The sequence below is a fragment of the Rhizobium sp. HT1-10 genome (assembly GCF_049472505.1).
Lineage (GTDB): Bacteria > Pseudomonadota > Alphaproteobacteria > Rhizobiales > Rhizobiaceae > Rhizobium.
Map to the genome: position 1 here is coordinate 351516 of NZ_JBCEBQ010000001.1, position 18381 is coordinate 369896.

The following is an 18381-nucleotide window of genomic DNA, read 5'->3' on the forward strand; positions in this document are numbered from 1 at the left end:
GCCTATTTCTCGAGCGCGACGACTATCTCGACATGGGAGGTCCACAGGAACTGGTCGATCGGGGTCACCCGCTTGATGCGGTAGCCTGCCTCCACGAGGATGGCGAGGTCGCGCGCAAGCGTCAGCGGATTGCAGGAGACGGCGACGATCTTCTTGACCGCAGAGCGAGCCAGTTCCTTCACCTGCGCCTCGGCGCCGGCGCGCGGCGGATCGAAGACGACGGCGTCGATATATTTGAATTCGGCCGTCATCAGCGGCCGGCGGAACAGGTCGCGTCGCTCGAAGCTGACGGGCTTCAACCCCTGCGTCGTGCGGGCGGCGAGATCGAGGGCCGCCAGCGCCTTGCCGTCGGATTCGGCGGCATGGACACGCCCCAGCCGGGCCAGCCGCAGTGCGAAAGTGCCGGAGCCGGCAAACAGGTCGACGATGCGCTTGGACTTGCCGACATGGGCGACGACGAGTTCGGCCATCGTGTCTTCGGCTTCCTTCGTCGCCTGGGCAAAGGCCCCCGGCGGCGGCGAGACCTGGACGCCACCGAAATCGATCATCGGCTTGGTCTTTTCGATGATGATTTCGTCGTTGAGCGAAATGCGCGCGATGCCGCGCAGCGACAGGATGGTCTCAATGGCAGCGCGGCGCTGTTCGTCCGAAAGCGCCTTGATGCCGTCGACTGAAATATCGAGGCCAGCCAGCGTTTCGAGCACGCTGATGCGAAAGGCTTCGGCGTTGATTGCCAGCGCCTTTGCCACCATGCGGATCGCCGGCAGCTTGCCGACGATATCGGGTGACGAGATGGGACATTCCTCGATGGCGACGATGTGGTGGCTGTCGGCCTGATTGAAGCCGATCAGCACATCCTTCTCGGTCCGACGCGCGGCAAACACCACCCGCCGGCGCTGGCCCGGATGGGCTGGAACGAGATCGTCCACTTCGGGCGTCAGGCCCTTCGATTTCAGCGCATCGACGACCAGCTGCCGCTTGAAGGCGCGGTAGGGAGCGTCTGCATAATGCTGCAGCGTGCAGCCGCCGCAGGTGCCGTTGACACCATCCGGGCCAAAGTGGCGGCACGGCGGCTCCTGGCGATCCGGCGAGGCCTTGGCGATCGACATCAGCGTGCCCTGGTCCTTGACCCGGGCGATGGCGACGCTTTCGCCTGGCAGCGTGAAGGGCACGAAGATCGGGCCGCTGGCATCGTGGGCAATGCCGTCGCCCTGGCCGCCGAGCTTGTTAATGGTGACTGTTTCGGCGCTCATGGCTTGCGTCCCGCCAGCAAGAATTCATGGTTTCCGTCGCCGCCTGCGATGGGCGAAGGGATCAGGCCAAGCGTTTCCCAGCCCATGTCTTCCACCAGCCAGCGCTCCAGTTCGGCCGCCACATCGGGCGCCGTCTCCGGAAGTTTCAACAGGCCGGCCTTGCTCACGGCCTCGCGGCCTGCCTCGAACTGCGGCTTGACCAGCAGCACGCAAAAGGCACCGGCTTCGGCCAGCTCGAGCGCCGGCACCAGGGCCAGCTTCAGCGAGATGAACGACACGTCGGAAACGATGAAGGTGATGGCGCGGTCGTCGATATCTTCCGACGTCAGATAGCGGGCGTTAAGGCCCTCGATGCTTGTGACCCGCTCGTCGCCGGCCACACGCGGATGGATTTGTCCGTGCCCCACGTCGATCGACACGACATGCACAGCACCGCGCTGCAGCAGCACCTCGGTAAAGCCGCCGGCGGATGCGCCGACGTCGAGACAGTCGTGGCCGGCCGGATCGAGCTTGAAGTGATCGAGCGCCGCGACCAGCTTCAGGGCGGCGCGCGAGACGTAATCCTGAGCCGGATCGTCGATCTCGAGCACGACATCGTCGGCAAAGGTAAGGCTCGGCTTGGTGACGACCTTGCCGTCGACCTTGACGGTGCCGCGCTGGATGGCGTCACGGGCGCGCGACCGGCTGGCGACGAGGCCGCGCGATAGGACGAGCTGATCCAGACGGTACTGGGTTGGGAATTGTTCTGACATGGCCTGTCCATGACCGCCAATGCCCTCAGTTGCAAGCTTTTTGTGGCTCGGCGTGCGATATCAGGGGCCTTTCGCCGCGCCGCCATCGGATTGCTACGCGCCACGGTGGTTCCGGTCGCGGCGCTCGCCCAGACCTTCCAGCGCCCTGCATGGGCTTTCAGCGGTCGGAAAAACTGCGCCTTCCCAAGCGAAATCTGCCCAGGAATGCATGTTGACGCGGTCCTCACGGCTGGCATAGTGGGCGCCGGGGACAGGTTGGATGGGTGGAATTCATGCGCAGGATTTTAGGGTTGGTGAGCGCGGTATCGGCGCTCGCATCGCCGGCTTTTGCCAATGACACCATGGCGGTGCTGAAAACCGGCGGGCTCGAATTCGTGCGGTCGGGCGAAATTACCATGACTGACGAGAGCCTGTTCATTTCCCCCGATCAGGTCCGCGTCGATTATCTATTCACGAACACGGCCGACAAGCCGGTCGAGAGTGTGGTCGCCTTTCCGATGCCGGACGTCGTGGGCAGCTTCGAGCAGAATATCGCCGCCGGCAACGTCGATTCCGACAACTTCCTCGATTTCACCGTCAGCCAGGATGGCCAGCCGATCCAGCCGAAGCTGCAGCAACGGGTTCTCGCAACCAATATCGACGTGACGGATGACCTCGTTGCGCAGCACATTCCGCTGCTGCCTCTGAGCCAGGCGACGGGTGCCGCCCTCGACAAACTGCCTCCCGAAGTGCAGGCCGACTGGATAGCGCGCGGCATCGTGATGACGGACGAGTATGATCAGGGCAAAGGGATGGAGCGCCATCTGGTGCCGATCTGGACGCTGCGCTCGACCTACTGGTGGCGCACCACCTTTCCGGCCAAGGCGTCCGTGCGGGTGCAGCATCGCTACAAGCCGAGCGTCGGCGGAACGGTCGCGATCACTTTCCTCGACGATGGTTTGCCCAAGGGAGAGACCTATCGCACCTATGCGCAACGCTATTGCCTGGACGAAAGCTTTGTCAAAACCGCGCAAAAGCTTGCCAAGGCTGCCGAAGCGGGTGGGATGAACTACACGGAAAGCTGGATTTCCTACATCCTGACAACAGGCGCCAACTGGAGCGGCCCGATCGGGCATTTCAAGCTGACGGTCGACAAGGGCGATCCGGAAAACTACGTCAGCTTCTGCGGGACGGGGGTAAAGAAGGTCGGGCCGACAACCTTTGAGATGACCGCCACCGACTTCTCCCCGGAGAAGGATCTCGACATCCTGATCCTGAACGCCGTGAAGCCGGAATAAGGCTGTCCGCTGCGCGTCTGCAATCCGAAGTTAAGTGAATGGAAAGCTCTCCGCCCTAACGTAGCCCCATTGCGACGGTCCGCTGGGCCGAGCCCGCCATGACGGCGTGTGCCACGTCGCGTCCTTGGATCATATTTTTTCGCTTTTGGAACTCCAGCGCGCGCCGATCGCCGCCGGACATTTCCGTAATGGCGCTGAGGAGGCGCGGCGATGTTTGCAAAGAATTTTTCCCTGAACGGCAAGTTGGCAATGACCTTTGTCGCTCTCATCCTGCTGTTCGTCTCGGTTTCCGCCTTCGTCTATTCCAAGGCACGGGTCTCGGCATCCGCCGCCGCCCAGCAGGCGCAATCGCAGACCCTGGTCAATTTCATCGACGACTCGCTGCAGGCGATGCTGGAGCAGGCCGTCAACCTGCGCGGCTTCCTTCTCTTCCGCAGCGACAGCACCTATGGCGACATCTTCGCCAATCGCGATCGCATGCTGAAGAGCATCGCGGCGGCGAAAACGGCAGCAAGCGGCCAGACGGACGTGCTGCAGGCGATCGACGATATGCAGAAGACCGCCGACCTTTATTTCCACCAGCTGGCTGAGCCTCAGGCCAAGGCCCGCAAGGAAACCGAGATGCCGCTCGACCAGGTTGTCAAGATCGGCGTCAACGAGGCGAAGGGCCAGCTGGATGGCTTCCGCGCTGCGGCTGCGAAGATCAAGGGAATTGCCCGGACCACGGCAGACCATCTTGCTGCAGTTCAGGCCAAAGCCAACAACGACCTCAGCCTGACGCTGATCGTCGGCGGTCTCATTGCCTCGCTGGCGGCAGGCATCCTGGCCTGGCTGCTGTCGCGCACCATCGTCCGCCCGATCGTCGGCATGACGGCGGCCATGGGCAGGCTTGCCGGCGGTGACAACAATGTCGAGATCCCGGCTTCCGACCGCCGCGACGAAGTCGGTCGCATGGCCGATGCCGTTCGCGTGTTCAAGGATTCGGCCATCGAGAAGCTGCGACTTGCCGGCGAGACCGAGCGCATGCGCAGCGATGCCGAAAGCCGTCGCCACATGGACGACGACCAGAAGGCCCGCGAGGAAGCCGAATTGCGCTTCGCCATGGATGCCCTGGCGGCTGGCCTCTCGACGCTTGCCGGCGGTGACGTCGCCGCCCGCCTCGAGCAGTCCTTCGCGCCGCAGTTCGACAGCGTTCGCGTCGATTTCAACAACGCCGCTGAAAAGCTCGACATCACCCTGCAGTCGGTTGGCGAAAATGCCGCGGCCATCAACGCCGGCGCCGATGAAATCCGCACTGCCGCCGACGATCTGGCCCGCCGCACCGAGCAGCAGGCCGCCTCGGTCGAGGAAACAGCCGCAGCCCTCGAGCAGGTCGTCACCACTGTGCGCGATTCCGCCAAGCGCGCCGAAGATGTCGGCGGCCTGGTCGAGCGCGCCCGCCTCGGCGCGGAGCGCTCGGGCGAAGTCGTCCGCAAGGCCGTCTCGGCCATGCACGAGATCGAGAAGTCATCGGGCGAAATCAGCAACATCATCAGCGTCATCGATGACATCGCCTTCCAGACCAACCTGCTGGCCCTAAACGCCGGTGTCGAGGCGGCCCGTGCCGGCGAGGCGGGCAAGGGCTTTGCCGTCGTCGCCCAGGAAGTACGCGAGCTCGCCCAGCGGTCGGCCAAGGCCGCCAAGGAAATCAAGGCGCTGATCAATACCTCGGGCACGCAGGTCAATGCCGGTGTGTCGCTGGTCGGCGAGACCGGCAAGGCGCTCGAAGCGATCGTTTCGGAAGTCCGCGAGATCAACCAGAACATCGCCGCCATCGTCATCTCGACGCGCGAGCAATCGACGGGCCTGCAGGAGATCAACCTCGCCGTCAATGCCATGGATCAGGGCACCCAGCAGAACGCCGCCATGGTCGAGGAACAGACGGCCGCCAGCCATTCGCTCGCCAGCGAGGCCAGCGCCCTCAATGACCTGCTCAGCCAGTTCAAGCTCAGCAAGGAGCGCTCGGCTTCGGTCTCAAAGCCCGTCGCCGCGCAGCCAAGGTCAGCCGCGGCCCCCGTGCGGTCGCTCGGCTCCGCCTCCAAGCCGGCCGTCGCGGACAACCGTTCGCGACCCATCGCCTCTCCGGCACGTGCGCTCGGCCAGTCCATCGCCAACGCCTTCGGCGGCGGCAAGGCTGCTGCCTCCGCCAGCTCCAGCCAGGGCAATTGGGAAGAATTCTAAGCCTGTCGGGTCATCCGGACGAAGGGAGAAGGGCGGTGCAGTAGCATCGCCCTTTTTCAGTTCTGCGTGGCAAGTGAGACCATGCCGCGCATCCGCGCCACGTCGCGTCTCGGCGTTGCCTGGTGGGCGCGCCGATAGTCGCGGCTGAACTGGGAGGGGCTGTCGTACCCCACCCGGAAGCCTGCCTCCGCCGCAGTCAACCCCTCGATCATCATCAGACGCCTTGCTTCCTGAAGACGGATCAGCGTCCGGAATTGCAGCGGGCTCATGTCCATCGTCGTGCGGAAATGTTCGTGGAATGAAGACGGGCTCATGCCGGCGACCGCTGCGAGATCCCGGATCGCGAAGGGAGCGTGGAAGTTCCGGCAGACATAGTCGATCGCACGGCCGATCTGGTTCAGGCGGCTCTCGCCATTGGCAATCTGGCGCAGCATCGGTCCCTGGGGCCCGCGCAGAAGGCGATACAGGATCTCCCTCTCCAAAAGCGGCGCCAGCGCTGCGGCATCGTCGGGTTCGTCGAGCAGCATCAGCATCCGTGCCGCCGCGTCGACGAGCTTGGGCGTTGCCATGCTGACGCCTGCTGCCGCCAGCTGGTCGCTGGGGGAAGACGGGGATGGCATCATCTCGGCGATCAGGCTCCGGTCGAGCTCCAGCTTGAAGCAGAGATAGGGCCTGTCGGCATCGGCCTCGATGACGGCGCCGATGACAGGAAGGTCGACGCCGACGACCAGATAGTGAGCGCTGTCGTAGACGAGGGTCTTCCCCCCGACCACCGCCTGTTTTCTCCCCTGCGCGACGATGCAGCATGATGGCCGATAGAGCGTGTGCAGCGGCTCGGTTTCGGCCGAGGAACGGATCAGCCCGATGCGCGGGATAACGGTATCATGGCTGCCGTCGACGGTGGCATGCCGGGCAATTAATCCTGCGAGTTCTGTAATGTCGTGCATGCCGCCATCTTGAGCCGTCAATTGCGCATTGCCAAGGGCTCACATCGACCTTCGGAGGATCGTGCAAGAATTTCGGAAGACATGTCTACCCCATTGGCGGCATTGCCGCGCAATTTGTCCGCAGGCGCAAACAGCGTGGGGGAAAGCGATCAAGCGCTTCCCGGTCGAAGCAAGGAACATTGAGATGATGGGCATCAAGGACAAGGTCATTCTGATCACCGGGGCAAGCAGTGGCATCGGCGCCGCCTTGGCAATCGAACTGGCAGCGGCTGGCGCGCGCGTCGTTATCGGGGCAAGACGGAAGGATCGGCTCAAGGCACTCGCGGCCGAGATAGATGCCAGCGGCGGAACGGTCCGTTACCATGCGGTCGACGTGACGAGCCGCAGCGATGTGGTGGCTTTCGCCGCTGCGGCCGAGGCGGACTTCGGTCGCATCGACGTTCTCGTCAACAATGCGGGCGTGATGCCGCTGTCGCCAATGGCGGCGTTGAAGGTGGACGAGTGGGACCGAATGATCGATGTCAATATCAAGGGCGTCCTGTATGGGATCGCGGCTGTGCTGCCGATCATGAACCGTCAGCAGAGCGGACAGATCATCAATGTGTCGTCGATCGGCGGTCTTGCGGTGTCGCCCACCGCTGCCGTCTACTGCGCGACGAAATATGCCGTCCGGGCGATTTCAGACGGATTGCGTCAGGAAAACTCCAGGCTGCGCGTCACCTGCGTCTATCCGGGCGTGGTCGAGTCCGAACTTGCAGATACGATCACCGATTCCGCCACGGCCGAAGCCATGGTCGCCTATCGCAGCATTGCGCTGAAGCCGGACGCGATCGCGCGGGCCATTCTCCATGTCATCGCTCAGCCCGAAGACGTCGATACGAGCGAGATCGTCGTCCGCCCCACCGCCGCGTCCTGAGCGCACCCTGCGCGGGACAGAGATCCATCCGCTAGCAACAAGGAGGACAGGCAATGTCCCATCCCTATATCGGCATGTGGATGACAGCCGACGGCTTCATCCGACACAGGCTCCTCGCCGAGGGTCGGTATGATGAAGCTCGTGGCAAGACGGAAAGTGCCTACCGCGGCCGTTATGCGGTGCGCGGCGATCATATCGACTATTGGGACGATACCGGCTTCACCGCCGACGGTGATTTCATCGACGGCGTGTTGTACCACGCCGGGATGGTTCTCTACCGGATCGATGAAGAGCGCGAAGTCGGCTGATGCAGGGTGTCGCCGCGCGTCAGCCGGCGACCCCGACGATGTTGGGACGGCCCAGCGCCCGGAACGCCGTTGAAACGATCTTCGAGCGATCGAGGCCCGCATAGGTCAGCATCGTCTCGGGTTTGGCCTGTTCCATCCAGATATCGGGCATGACCAGCGACCGGACCTTTAGGCCGTTGTCGAGCAGGCCGTCAGTGGCAAGGAATTGCAGCACATGGCTGGCGAAGCCGCCGACTGCGCCCTCTTCGACGATGATCAGCACTTCATGATGGCGGGCCAGCTGGCGGATCAGGTCGTGGTCGAGCGGCTTTGCAAAGCGCGCATCGGCAACGGTCGTCGACAGGCCGGCGGCATCGAGATCCTCGGCTGCCAGCAGGCTGTCGGCGAGCCGCGTGCCGAACGACAGCAGTGCGACCTTCGAGCCCTGCTTGACGATGCGGCCCTTGCCGATCTCCAGAATTTCGCCGCGCTCCGGCATCTCGATACCGATGCCTTCGCCACGCGGATAGCGGAAGGATATCGGGCCTTCGTCATAGGCAGCGGCTGTGCGCACCATATGCTTCAGCTCCGCCTCGTCGGATGCCGCCATCACGACAAAACCGGGGAGGGTCGCCAGGAAAGTTGTGTCGAATGAGCCCGCATGAGTCGGACCGTCGGCGCCGACGAAGCCGGCCCGGTCGATCGGAAAGCGCACCGGCAGCCCCTGGATCGCCACGTCGTGCACCACCTGGTCGTAGGCGCGCTGCAAGAATGTGGAGTAGAGGGCGGCGAAGGGCTTGAAGCCCTCCGTGGCAAGACCGGCGGCAAAGGTAACCGCATGCTGCTCGGCAATGCCGACATCGAAACAGCGCTTCGGGAAGATGTCGGCCAGCTTGTCGAGCCCGGTGCCGTTCGGCATGGCGGCGGTGATGCCGACGATCTTGTCGTCGAGCTTGGCTTCCTGGACGAGCGCGTCGGCAAAGACGCTGGTGTAGCTCGGCGCGTTCGGCTTCACCTTGGCCTGGGCACCGGTGATGACGTCGAACTTGTTGACGCCGTGATACTTGTCGACGGCGGCTTCGGCAGGCGCGTAGCCCTTGCCCTTCTGCGTCACGACATGGATCAGCACGGGCCCCTGCGCATTGTCGCGGACATTACGCAGCACCGGCAGCAGGTGCTCGAAGGAATGACCGTCGATCGGGCCGATGTGGTAGAAGCCCATCTCCTCGAACATCGTGCCGCCGGTCACATAGCCGCGCGCATGCTCGACGGCGCGGGTGATGGCGCGGTCGACGCTCTTGCCGAGATAGGCCGTCATCTTCTTGCCGAGTTCGCGAAAGCCCATGTAGCTCCGGCCGGAGGCGAGGCGCGCGAGGTAGGCGCTCATCGCGCCGGTCGGCGGGGCGATCGACATGTCGTTGTCGTTGAGAATGACGATCAGCCGCGCGTCCAGCGCGCCGGCATTGTTCAGCGCCTCATAGGCCATGCCGGCCGACATGGCGCCATCGCCGATCACGGCAATGACTTTCCGGGCGGTACTGTCGAGTTCGGCTGCGACCGCCATGCCGAGACCGGCAGAGATCGATGTCGAGGAATGGGCAGCCCCGAAGGGGTCGTATTCGCTCTCGGCCCGGCGGGTAAAGCCGGAGAGCCCGCCCTCCTGGCGCAGGGTGCGGATGCGGTCGCGGCGACCGGTGAGGATCTTGTGCGGATAACACTGGTGGCCGACGTCGAAGATCAGACGGTCGTTCGGCGTGTCGAAGACTTTGTGGATGGCGATCGTCAGCTCGACGACGCCAAGGCCCGCGCCCAGATGGCCGCCGGTGCGCGACACCGCGTCGATCATCTCGTCGCGGAGTTCGCGGGCAAGCTGCGGCATGTCGCGGTCTTCCAGCTTTCGAAGGTCGGCAGGAAAGTCGACCTGATCCAGCAGGGGCGTCTTCGGCAATGATGTCACAGGCTGGAGCCTCTTCTTATGTTCTTGGACGGGCGGCCCGCCTTTACCCCAAAATAGATCGTCGCGAAAGAAGCCGTTTCAAGGGGCTGCGGCAAGATGATCCCGATCAGCCCTCGGGCAGCGGAATGAACTCTTCCTCGTCACCAGGCACGATGTCGAAGCGGCCGGTGCGCCACTCTTCCTTCGCCTGCTCGATGCGTTCCTTCGAGGACGACACGAAATTCCACCAGATATAGCGCTTCGACCCCAGTGCTGCACCCCCGAAAAGCATCAGGTGACAGCCATTTTCACCGGCCGTCAAGGTCATGGCGTCACCTGGGCGAAACACCAGCAGCTGGTCGGCCTCGAACCGGTCGCCCGCCACGATGAGCGAGCCGGCAAGGATATAGGCAGCCCGTTCCTCGTGATCGGCGCCAAACGGAAAGGTGCGCCCCGGCTGCAGCTGAAGATCGACATACAGCGTATCGGAAAAGACTTTGACGGGCGAGGACAGCCCTTCGAAGCTGCCGATGATCACTCGCCCGCTCGCACCGTCGCTGTCGATGACAGGCATGGCGCTGCGATCCGTGTGGTTGAAGGAAGGATCGATCTCCTCCTTGTCGTCAGGCAGCGCCAGCCAGGTCTGGACGCCCGATATAGACAGCGGATGGCCGCGCAGCTTGTCCGGCGTCCGCTCGGAATGGACGATCCCGCGTCCTGCCGTCATCAGGTTGAGATCGCCGGGCCGGACGATCTTCTCGGTCCCGAGGCTGTCGAGGTGGCGGATTTCGCCGTCGAACAGATAGGTGACGGTGGAAAGCCCGATATGCGGATGCGGACGGACGTCCATCGCCTGGTCCGCCCGCAGCACCGCCGGCCCCATCCGGTCGAAGAAGATGAACGGCCCGACCAGACGCCGCCGGCTGGTCGGCAGCGCGCGGCGCACGGAAAAGCCGCCGATGTCGGCGGTGCGCGGAATGATCAGCTGGGCAATGGCGTCGGAAGCAGTGGCATCGCCGGGAGCGGGATCTTTGCCGGGGAAAAAGGACATCGCAGGCTCCTGTCTGTGGTGCCAGACTATCCAAAGATCGCAAGCCCGCCCAGCAAAACTTCTGGCTCTTTCGCCGCACCACGCGAACAGCGCAGAGCCTCCGGCGGTCTCGATCTCGGCAGCATCACGATGTGGACGGGCAATAGACGGTCGGTGCGATCGCCGCCGTCACCCCGTCAACGCCTACTGGCCGTCGAGCGGCTCGACGCCAACAGGCTTGCCGGCCCGGTCGAGGCGGATTTTCTCGATACGGTTTTCGGCGGCCGAGAGCAGGGCTTCGCAATGCTTCTTCAGCGCTTCGCCGCGCTCGTAGATTTCGATCGATTCGTTCAGCGCCACGTCGCCGCGCTCCAGCCGCGCAACGATGCTCTCGAGTTCGGCCACGGCCTTCTCGAAGGAGTAGTCGGACACATCCGGCTTGGCACTGTCAGTCATCGTCAACCCTTCATCATCCGCAGAATATGCAGGCCCGCCGATTCGGCCAGCCCTTCCAGATCATAGCCGCCTTCGAGCAGGCTGACGACCCGGTTCTTGGCGCTCTTGTCTGCCATTTCCAGCACCCGGCCGGTCGCCCAGTCGAAATCCTCGCCAGTGAGGTTGATCTGCGCCAGCGGATCGCGGTGATGGGCGTCGAAGCCGGCCGAGATGATGATCAGGTCCGGGCGAAACTCGTCGAGCGCCGGCAGCACCCGGGACTTGAACGCCTCGCGAAAATGGTCGCTGCCGCTGTTGGGCGACAGCGGCGCATTGACGACGTTGCCTGTCTTGCCGGTTTCCGTCTTGGCGCCCGAGCCCGGATAGAGCGGCATCTGGTGCGTCGAGCAGAACAGCACCGAGGGGTCGTCCCAGAAGATATCCTGCGTGCCGTTTCCGTGGTGGACGTCCCAGTCGACGATGGCCACCCGTTCGGCACCATATTTCCGCTGGGCATGGCGGGCGGCAATGGCGGCGTTGTTGAAGAAACAGAACCCCATCGCCTTGTTCTTTTCGGCATGGTGGCCGGGCGGGCGGGAAGCGACGAAGACGTTGTCGGCCGCCCCGGTGAACACGTCGTCGACCGCAGCCATCGCTCCGCCGACACCGGTCAGGGCCGCCTGCAGGCTCTTCGGACTGGCATAGGTATCGGCTTCCAGCTGGTTGATCTGCCCTTCACCATCCTCCGCATCGGGGATGGAGCGCATGACGAAGGCCAGGTGCTCCTCCGGATGCGCCAGGAGAATGGCGTCCTCATTGGCCTGCGGCGCCTCGCGACGCTCAAGGCGGGAGAAATTCGGATGCTCCAGTGCGATATTGAGCGATCGCAAGCGGTCGGAACGCTCGGGATGACCCTCAGGAGTGATATGCTCCAGAAAGATCGCGTGTTCGTAAAGACGTGTGCTCATTCTATCAGCCTATCGATCATAGCGCTCAACTACCACGGAAGATCGGAACGATCACCATAATGTCAATGCACCCTCTTAACCACGAAGACCCGAACCCGGTTTACTTTCGCTGAGGCCGGTGCTTAAGCTTTCGTTAACAACAGAATGTTGTCAGGGTTCAGTATATGAGTAGCGTACAGCGATTGGATGTCACGGAGATGCGCGTCCCACCGCGCGATGTTGACCGCTTCGGCCAGATGTTCATTGCCTCCTACATCTCTGAAGCCGAAACTGCGCTGTCGAAATTCTGGCGTGGCCGTCCCGAGGTCAGCGATGAACCAATCTATATTCCGACCCGCGCGTCCTGTTCGCTGCGTCGCGGCTTGCGCTACGACGAACTCGCCCGGTTTTCGGTGAGCGTCAACAAGATCGGCGGCAAGTCGGTCGGTTTCATGGTGATGGTCGAGGCCGGCAACGAGATCGCGGCCGAGGTCGAGATCTTGTGGCTGGCCGTGCGCGGCGAGGAGCACGAACCGTCGCCGCTGCCGGAAGACACCCGCGACTGGCTCTATCAATATCTCGACTGATCAGCCGCGCTGCGGCAGCAGCGGATAGCCGGCCATGACGGCGCGTCCCACGAGAGCGGCGACGACGGCCTTCACCACATCGCCCGGTACGAAAGCGAGCGAACCGAAGAATGCCTTGCTGAGGTCGATATGGGCAGCAAGCGCCAGGTAGGCGATGCCGAAGGCATAGAGCACGACGACGCCGCCGGCGACCGAGGCGATGAAGAAGCCGATCCCTTGGGCGATGCTCGACTGCTCAGGCTTCACCAGCAGTTCCGACATATAGCCGGTCACCAGGGCCGCGAAGATCCAGCCAATGAGAAAGCCTGCTGTCGGTGCCGCGAAGACCGCAAGGCCGCCGCGTCCGCCCGAGAGTACCGGCAGGCCGATGGCCACCAGCAGCACGACGATCAGCGCCGCCAGCGCACCGCGTTTGCCGCCCAAAACGACGCCCGCCATCATCACGCCGAGCGACTGCGCGGTGATCGGCACGGGGATCACACCAAGCGAGATCGGCGGAAGCAGGCCGAGCGCAACGATGATCGCGGCGAAGAGGGCGGACAGAACGAGGTCGCGGGTGCTCATCACGGGCTCCAGATAAAGGACGTCCTTGTTCAATGCCGACGAATGCCACGCGCGTCAATCGCTGCGGCGATGTTGTCCGCATCCCTCAGCGTCAGGATAACAAGCGGCACCAGCACGGTGCGCAGCCGGATTTTCAAGCCGCGCGCTTCATGCGCCTCGCGGATGGCTGCATAGCGACCGACGATCAATGGCACGAAGCGAACCACCAGCCCGACGGTCAGCCCGATATCGGCGGCTTTCACCAGGCCGATCCGTTCGAGGGGTGTCGCTGCCCAGGTGATTTCGTCGACGAAAGCGGCAATCGTTGTCGTTGCCGTCAGTGTGGCGGCAAACAGCGTCAGCGTCACCAATCTGAAGACAGTGACGGCTGCCTCGTGCCAGGGGTTGAACAACAGGCTGAACAGCGTCACGAAGGCGATGGTCAGCAGCACCGGCTGCAGGCGCCGCAACGCTTCCCGCCAGGTCATCCCGACATTGAGATAGAGAACCCCGCCGGCAAGCAGCGTGACGGCAAGGCTGCGGAGATCCGTCGTCGCAAACAGTGCGACGCCAAGGACGGCAAGGCTCCCCAGCTTCAGGCGCGGCGAGGCGCGGTGCATCCAGCTGTCGGCGTCCACATAGAGCGATTGCATCAGCGCGCAATCTCCCGGTAGCGGGCGATACTGTCGCCAGGGGCGCCATCGGCGACAAGCCGGCCCTGGTCGAAGACAAGCACGCGGTCGAAATTGTTGATCAGGGCCAGGTCGTGGCTGATGACGATCACCTTTTCCGGCAGATCTCCGATCATCGTCTCGACGCGCCCACGGTTTCTGAGATCGAGCTGGTTGGTCGGCTCGTCGAGGATGAGGATGTCGGGACCGGTGACCAGCACCGCGCAAAGCGCCGCCAGCTGCAATTCTCCGCCGGAAAGCTCGTGTGCCCGCCGGTCCGCCAGATGGCGCGCGCCGAGCCGCTCGAGCACGGCTTCGACGGCAGCTTCGACAGCCGGCTTGGCAAGGCCCCTGTTCTTAAGACCGAAGGCGATATCGTCGCGCACCACCGGTAGAATGATCTGGTTCTGCGGCGACTGGAAAATGAACCCCACCTTGCCGAGCACGGCCTTGGCATCGGCGATGGTATCGAGGCCGCCGACGATAACCCGGCCGGTGGTCGGCTTCGCCAGCCCGTTGATCATTCGCGCAAAGCTGCTCTTGCCGGAACCGTTGAGGCCGATGATGCCGATGCGTCGCTCGGACAGAGTGAGGGTGAGGGGCTGCAACGCGATCTGCGGCCCGTAGCGCAAGCCGGCCTGCTCGAAGCGAATATCCAAACGCCGGTCTCCTTGAGTGAAGTGGCTCCTATATCGCGTAAACCTGCTTCGGCAAATATCGAAGGTCATCGTTTGATATCGGGAGGAGAACAGGCCATCCTCCTCGCATGACGATTCTGATCGCAAATGCCGATGCCCGTCGCGTCTTTCTGGCCAAGCAGGGGCTGGCCAGTCCGCCCAACCGCGCCTTGAGCAAGGCCGGCCTGCTGCAGCTGATCACCGACATCGGCTTCGTCCAGGTCGACAGCATCGGCACCGTCGAGCGGGCCCATCACCAGATCCTGTTTTCCCGCAACCAGACCTATCGGCGCGAACACCTGACCGAACTCCTCGAGAAGGACGGCGCGCTGTTCGAGCACTGGACGCACGATGCCTCGATCCTGCCGAGCGAATTCTTTGTCTACTGGAAACACAAGTTCCGCCGCGAGGACCAATCGATCCTCGAGCGCTGGCGCAAATGGCGGGGCGAGGGGTTCGAGGCCGCCTTCGAGGAGACCTTTGAGCGGGTGCGGAGCGGCGGGCCCATCATGGCCCGCGAGATCAAGGCGGACGGCCATGTGTCGGGCGGATGGTGGAACTGGCATCCCAACAAGACGGCGCTGGAATATCACTGGCGCACCGGAAAATTCGCCATCGCCGGCCGCCGCAATTTCCAGAAAATCTACGATCTCACCGAGCGCGTTATTCCAGCGGAGTTCCTCACAGGCGAGGTGGAGCACGACGCCTTTGTCGACTGGGCCTGCCGCAGCGCGCTGCAGCGCCTCGGCTTTGCGACATCAGGCGAGATCGCCGCCTTCTGGAACCTCTTGTCGCCGCAAGAGGCCAGGGCCTGGGTCGATGGCCACAGGGATGAACTCTGCGAGGTGCTGATCGAACCGGCGCTCGGCGGCAAGCCGCGACCGTCCTTTGCCTTCGCGGATTTCGACGCGACGCTCAAGGACTATCCGGAGCCGCCGGCACGCCTGCGGGTCCTGAGCCCCTTCGATCCGGCGCTGCGAGACCGCGACCGGACCGAGCGGTTGTTTGGCTTCTTCTACCGAATCGAGATTTTCGTGCCGGAAGCCAAGCGCGAATACGGCTACTATGTTTTTCCGTTGCTGGAAGGCGACCGTCTGATCGGCCGGATCGACATGAAGGCCGACCGCCAGGCCGGCACCCTCGATGTCAAGCGCCTATGGCTCGAGCCGGGCGTGCGACCATCGAGCGGCCGGCTGGAGAAGCTGGCGGCCGAGCTCGACCGCATTGCTCGCTTTGCCGGCGTCGAGCGGGTGGTGCTGCAGGACGGCTGGCGCGGTTGATGCCATCCGCCCCTGTCTCTTTTCACCGGCTCCAGGCGACCTCAGCAGATCTCGGTCTTGGAGATCTTGATGCCAAAACCCTCGAGCCCGACATAGTGGCGCGAGCGCGTCGTCAAAAGGTTGATCGAGGTGACGCCGAGATCCTTGAGGATCTGTGCGCCGAGGCCGATTTCCAGCCACTCGCTGTCACGGCTCTGCGCTTCCGCATGGGCTTCGCGATCCTGGCGCGCCTTGCGGCCATTGTCCTGATGGCCGACGCCGACGGAGCCCTCGCGCAGATAAACGATGATACCGCGGCCGGCATCGGCGATCTTCTTCATGTAGTGCTCGACCGGGCGACCCTTGCCGAAGACGTCGCTGGCGACGTTCTCCGGGTGCAGGCGGACCGGCACGTCGGCGCCGTCGCGGATATCGCCGAAGACGACGGCCAGATGCTGCATGGTGTCCCAGGGCAGCGAGTAGGTGTGGGCGCGCGCCTTGCCGAAGGCGGTCTCGATGTCGAAGCTCGATCCGAGTTCGATCAGCGTTTCCTTGCGCTGGCGATAGGCGATGAGGTCGGCGACAGAGATCGACTTGAAACCGTGGGTGTCGGCAAAGCTCATGACCTGCGGACCGCGCATCACGGTTCCGTCGTCGTTGACGAGTTCGCTGATGACACCGATGGGCGGCAGGTTGGCGAGCCGGCAGAGGTCGACCGCGGCCTCTGTGTGGCCGGAGCGCATCAGCACGCCGCCCTCGCGCGAAATCAGCGGGAAGATATGGCCCGGACGGACGAAGTCGGCGGGGCCGACATTCGGGTTGGCGAGGTTGCGCACCGTCAGGTTCCGGTCGTCGGCGGAAATGCCTGTTGTCGTGCCGTGCTTGAAGTCGACCGAGACGGTGAAGGCGGTGGTGTGGGCGGAATCGTTCTCGGCCACCATGGCGTTGAGGTTCAGCCGCTTGGCTTCCTCGCGCGGCATCGGCGTGCAGACGATGCCCGAGGTGTGGCGAACGATGAAGGCCATTTTTTCCGGCGTGCAGTGGACGGCAGCGACGATCAGGTCGCCTTCGTTCTCGCGGTCGTCGTCATCCATGACGACGACGATCTCGCCGGCTTCGAAAGCTCGGATGGCATCGACGACGCGCTTCTGGTCGTAGGGCATGGAAACGTCCTTATTTCAGCCGGCCGGTCTGGCCTCGGTCTCTCAGATAATGATCGGCAATGGCGCAGGCAACCATCGCCTCGCCGATCGGCACGGCGCGGATACCGACGCAGGGATCATGGCGGCCCTTGGTGCGCAGATCGACGTTGCGACCGTCCTTGTCGATGGTCTGGCGCTCGGTGAGGATCGACGATGTCGGCTTGATGGCAAAGCGGGCGATCAGCGGCTCGCCGGTCGAGATGCCGCCGAGCACGCCGCCGGCGTGGTTGGACAGGAAGATCGGCTTGCCGTCGTTGCCCATCCGCATCTCGTCGGCATTTTCCTCGCCGCTCAGTTCCGCCGCCGCAAATCCGTTGCCGATCTCGACGCCCTTGACCGCGTTGATCGACATCAGCAGCGAGGCGACGTCCTGGTCGAGCTTGCCGTAGATCGGTGCGCCAAGACCGGCGGGAACCCCTTCGGCAATCACCTCAACCACGGCGCCGATCGACGAGCCGGCCTTGCGGATGCCGTCGAGATACTCCTCCCAGACGGGCACGATCTCGGGGTCCGGCGCGAAGAACGGGTTCTGGTCGACCTGCGCCCAGTCCCAGTTGTCGCGGTTGATCTTGTGCTTGCCTATCTGCACCAGAGCGGCGCGAACCGTGACGCCGGGCACGACAAGCCGGGCAATGCCGCCGGCCGCCACCCGTGCCGCCGTTTCACGGGCCGACGAGCGTCCGCCGCCGCGATAGTCGCGGATGCCGTACTTCACGTCATAGGTATAGTCGGCATGGCCGGGCCGATACTGGTTGGCGATCTCGCCGTAATCCTTGGAGCGCTGGTCGGTGTTCTCGATCAGCATCGAGATCGGCGTTCCCGTCGTCGTCATGGTCACGCCGTCCTCGTCCAGCATCACGCCTGAGAGCACTTTGACGATATCGTCCTCGCGCCGCTGGGTGACGAACCGCGACTGGCCCGGCTTGCGCTTGTCCATCCAGACCTGCAGTTCGGCCAGCGTGAAGTGCAGCCCCGGAGGGCAGCCATCGACGACGCAGCCAAGCGAAGGCCCGTGACTTTCGCCCCAGGTGGTAACGCGGAACAGATGACCGAAGGTGTTATGCGACATGGAGAATGACCGGCTTGCCTCTGAGCCGGCCTGTCGTTCCGACGGGCAGGCTTCTTCTATGAATTGCGGCACACTCTTAGGACAAAATCATGCCGAGGCAAAAGGCTTTCTTTGCCGCGGATCGGCCGCAGAAACACAATTGCCTGCGTCTTGCGACTGCGCTGCGATCTCCGCGCCGCTCGCGTATGCGGCGAGGCCGCGGCGCTACAATCAGAGTTTGAAGTGCTGTCGGCCGGCCGAATGCCAAGTGGCCGAGCCGGCCAACGCGATAGCCCGCAAGGAAACGGGACTGCATTTCCATCCGGATATCATGAAGCGCTTAAAAACGATTCATCATTAAGGCGGTGAAAGCCTTTGTTGCGAGCAACTTCAG

Annotated in this window: 19 protein-coding genes; 7 read left to right on the top strand and 12 right to left on the bottom strand. The window is 63.6% G+C overall.

Translation table 11 applies throughout. From position 1 onward, the window contains the following. Positions 1-2: 2 nt before the first annotated feature. Positions 3-1253: a class I SAM-dependent RNA methyltransferase gene (locus VH564_RS01675; RefSeq protein ID WP_423338093.1), complete on the bottom strand. Its 1251-nt coding sequence runs from the start codon at positions 1251-1253 to the stop codon at positions 3-5. Next, complete coding sequence (locus VH564_RS01680) at positions 1250-2005, bottom strand: TlyA family RNA methyltransferase (RefSeq protein ID WP_423338094.1); 756 nt, start codon at positions 2003-2005, stop codon at positions 1250-1252. The genes VH564_RS01675 and VH564_RS01680 overlap by 4 nt, the downstream gene beginning before the upstream one ends. Before the next feature lie 272 nt (positions 2006-2277). Between VH564_RS01680 and VH564_RS01685 the strand changes: the two genes are divergently transcribed. Beyond that, complete coding sequence (locus VH564_RS01685; protein WP_423338095.1) at positions 2278-3282, top strand: DUF4424 domain-containing protein; 1005 nt, start codon at positions 2278-2280, stop codon at positions 3280-3282. 210 nt (positions 3283-3492) lie between these two features. Next, complete coding sequence (locus VH564_RS01690) at positions 3493-5502, top strand: methyl-accepting chemotaxis protein (protein WP_423338096.1); 2010 nt, start codon at positions 3493-3495, stop codon at positions 5500-5502. 56 nt (positions 5503-5558) lie between these two features. Here the strand turns inward: VH564_RS01690 and VH564_RS01695 are convergent, their stop codons facing one another. After that, positions 5559-6449: an AraC family transcriptional regulator N-terminal domain-containing protein gene (locus tag VH564_RS01695; protein WP_423338097.1), complete on the bottom strand. Its 891-nt coding sequence runs from the start codon at positions 6447-6449 to the stop codon at positions 5559-5561. A 184-nt stretch (positions 6450-6633) separates the two neighbouring features. On the opposite strand from VH564_RS01695, the gene VH564_RS01700 reads away from it, so the two are divergent. Then, a complete protein-coding gene (locus VH564_RS01700; RefSeq protein ID WP_423338098.1) occupies positions 6634-7365 on the top strand; it encodes an SDR family oxidoreductase in 732 nt (243 codons plus the stop codon). A gap of 53 nt (positions 7366-7418) precedes the next feature. Next, positions 7419-7673: an Atu4866 domain-containing protein gene (locus tag VH564_RS01705; RefSeq protein WP_423338099.1), complete on the top strand. Its 255-nt coding sequence runs from the start codon at positions 7419-7421 to the stop codon at positions 7671-7673. A 19-nt stretch (positions 7674-7692) separates the two neighbouring features. On the opposite strand, the gene dxs is transcribed toward VH564_RS01705, so the two are convergent. The 4 genes from dxs to VH564_RS01725 form a co-directional block, all read right to left on the bottom strand. Further along, positions 7693-9609 (bottom strand): 1-deoxy-D-xylulose-5-phosphate synthase, encoded by a 1917-nt coding sequence (dxs, locus tag VH564_RS01710; protein ID WP_423338100.1) that lies wholly within the window; start codon positions 9607-9609, stop codon positions 7693-7695. 106 nt (positions 9610-9715) lie between these two features. After that, a complete protein-coding gene (locus VH564_RS01715; RefSeq protein ID WP_423338101.1) occupies positions 9716-10639 on the bottom strand; it encodes a pirin family protein in 924 nt (307 codons plus the stop codon). 183 nt (positions 10640-10822) lie between these two features. Continuing rightward, complete coding sequence (locus VH564_RS01720) at positions 10823-11074, bottom strand: exodeoxyribonuclease VII small subunit (RefSeq protein ID WP_209182995.1); 252 nt, start codon at positions 11072-11074, stop codon at positions 10823-10825. Positions 11075-11076: 2 nt separating this feature from the next. Then, positions 11077-12021, bottom strand: a complete 945-nt coding sequence (locus tag VH564_RS01725) for a histone deacetylase family protein (RefSeq protein ID WP_423338102.1) — start codon at positions 12019-12021, stop codon at positions 11077-11079. Positions 12022-12185: 164 nt separating this feature from the next. Here VH564_RS01725 and VH564_RS01730 point away from each other — a divergent pair, with 164 nt between their 5' ends. Beyond that, positions 12186-12587: an acyl-CoA thioesterase gene (locus tag VH564_RS01730; protein WP_423338103.1), complete on the top strand. Its 402-nt coding sequence runs from the start codon at positions 12186-12188 to the stop codon at positions 12585-12587. On the opposite strand, the gene VH564_RS01735 is transcribed toward VH564_RS01730, so the two are convergent. From VH564_RS01735 to VH564_RS01745, 3 genes are read right to left on the bottom strand one after another with little or no spacing between them, the layout of a single operon-like run. Then, complete coding sequence (locus tag VH564_RS01735; protein WP_423338104.1) at positions 12588-13151, bottom strand: biotin transporter BioY; 564 nt, start codon at positions 13149-13151, stop codon at positions 12588-12590. 29 nt (positions 13152-13180) lie between these two features. Further along, positions 13181-13783: an energy-coupling factor transporter transmembrane component T family protein gene (locus VH564_RS01740; protein ID WP_423338105.1), complete on the bottom strand. Its 603-nt coding sequence runs from the start codon at positions 13781-13783 to the stop codon at positions 13181-13183. Further along, on the bottom strand, positions 13783-14460 hold the full coding sequence (locus tag VH564_RS01745) for an energy-coupling factor ABC transporter ATP-binding protein (RefSeq protein ID WP_423338106.1): 678 nt from the start codon (positions 14458-14460) through the stop codon (positions 13783-13785). Before VH564_RS01745 ends, VH564_RS01740 begins: the two co-directional genes overlap by 1 nt. 107 nt (positions 14461-14567) lie before the next feature. Between VH564_RS01745 and VH564_RS01750 the strand changes: the two genes are divergently transcribed. After that, positions 14568-15758 carry a winged helix-turn-helix domain-containing protein gene (locus VH564_RS01750; protein ID WP_423338107.1) on the top strand — a complete coding sequence of 397 codons (1191 nt, stop codon included), beginning with the start codon at positions 14568-14570 and terminating at the stop codon, positions 15756-15758. Positions 15759-15799: 41 nt separating this feature from the next. Here the strand turns inward: VH564_RS01750 and ribB are convergent, their stop codons facing one another. Together ribB and aroC are read right to left on the bottom strand one after the other, a co-directional pair. Beyond that, positions 15800-16900, bottom strand: coding sequence for a 3,4-dihydroxy-2-butanone-4-phosphate synthase (ribB, locus tag VH564_RS01755; RefSeq protein ID WP_423338108.1), 1101 nt, complete (start codon positions 16898-16900; stop codon positions 15800-15802). Positions 16901-16910: 10 nt separating this feature from the next. Then, positions 16911-18008, bottom strand: coding sequence for a chorismate synthase (gene aroC, locus VH564_RS01760; RefSeq protein ID WP_423338109.1), 1098 nt, complete (start codon positions 18006-18008; stop codon positions 16911-16913). Between aroC and VH564_RS01765 the strand changes: the two genes are divergently transcribed. Then, positions 18007-18348, top strand: a complete 342-nt coding sequence (locus VH564_RS01765; protein ID WP_423338110.1) for a hypothetical protein — start codon at positions 18007-18009, stop codon at positions 18346-18348. The genes aroC and VH564_RS01765 overlap by 2 nt on opposite strands. The last annotated feature ends 33 nt before the right edge of the window (positions 18349-18381 follow it).

Bases quoted from the DNA above. Each gene is read 5' to 3' on its own strand.
- VH564_RS01695 (WP_423338097.1), bottom strand. From the start codon at position 6,449: ATGCACGACATTACAGAACTCGCAGGATTAATTGCCCGGCATGCCACC.
- VH564_RS01700 (WP_423338098.1), top strand. From the start codon at position 6,634: ATGATGGGCATCAAGGACAAGGTCATTCTGATCACCGGGGCAAGCAGT.
- VH564_RS01690 (WP_423338096.1), top strand. From the start codon at position 3,493: ATGTTTGCAAAGAATTTTTCCCTGAACGGCAAGTTGGCAATGACCTTT.
- aroC (WP_423338109.1), bottom strand. From the start codon at position 18,008: ATGTCGCATAACACCTTCGGTCATCTGTTCCGCGTTACCACCTGGGGC.
- VH564_RS01765 (WP_423338110.1), top strand. From the start codon at position 18,007: ATGGAGAATGACCGGCTTGCCTCTGAGCCGGCCTGTCGTTCCGACGGG.
- VH564_RS01725 (WP_423338102.1), bottom strand. From the start codon at position 12,021: ATGAGCACACGTCTTTACGAACACGCGATCTTTCTGGAGCATATCACT.
- VH564_RS01685 (WP_423338095.1), top strand. From the start codon at position 2,278: ATGCGCAGGATTTTAGGGTTGGTGAGCGCGGTATCGGCGCTCGCATCG.
- VH564_RS01675 (WP_423338093.1), bottom strand. From the start codon at position 1,253: ATGAGCGCCGAAACAGTCACCATTAACAAGCTCGGCGGCCAGGGCGAC.
- VH564_RS01730 (WP_423338103.1), top strand. From the start codon at position 12,186: ATGAGTAGCGTACAGCGATTGGATGTCACGGAGATGCGCGTCCCACCG.
- VH564_RS01735 (WP_423338104.1), bottom strand. From the start codon at position 13,151: ATGAGCACCCGCGACCTCGTTCTGTCCGCCCTCTTCGCCGCGATCATC.
- VH564_RS01705 (WP_423338099.1), top strand. From the start codon at position 7,419: ATGTCCCATCCCTATATCGGCATGTGGATGACAGCCGACGGCTTCATC.
- VH564_RS01680 (WP_423338094.1), bottom strand. From the start codon at position 2,005: ATGTCAGAACAATTCCCAACCCAGTACCGTCTGGATCAGCTCGTCCTA.
- VH564_RS01720 (WP_209182995.1), bottom strand. From the start codon at position 11,074: ATGACTGACAGTGCCAAGCCGGATGTGTCCGACTACTCCTTCGAGAAG.
- VH564_RS01740 (WP_423338105.1), bottom strand. From the start codon at position 13,783: ATGCAATCGCTCTATGTGGACGCCGACAGCTGGATGCACCGCGCCTCG.
- ribB (WP_423338108.1), bottom strand. From the start codon at position 16,900: ATGCCCTACGACCAGAAGCGCGTCGTCGATGCCATCCGAGCTTTCGAA.
- VH564_RS01715 (WP_423338101.1), bottom strand. From the start codon at position 10,639: ATGTCCTTTTTCCCCGGCAAAGATCCCGCTCCCGGCGATGCCACTGCT.
- VH564_RS01750 (WP_423338107.1), top strand. From the start codon at position 14,568: ATGACGATTCTGATCGCAAATGCCGATGCCCGTCGCGTCTTTCTGGCC.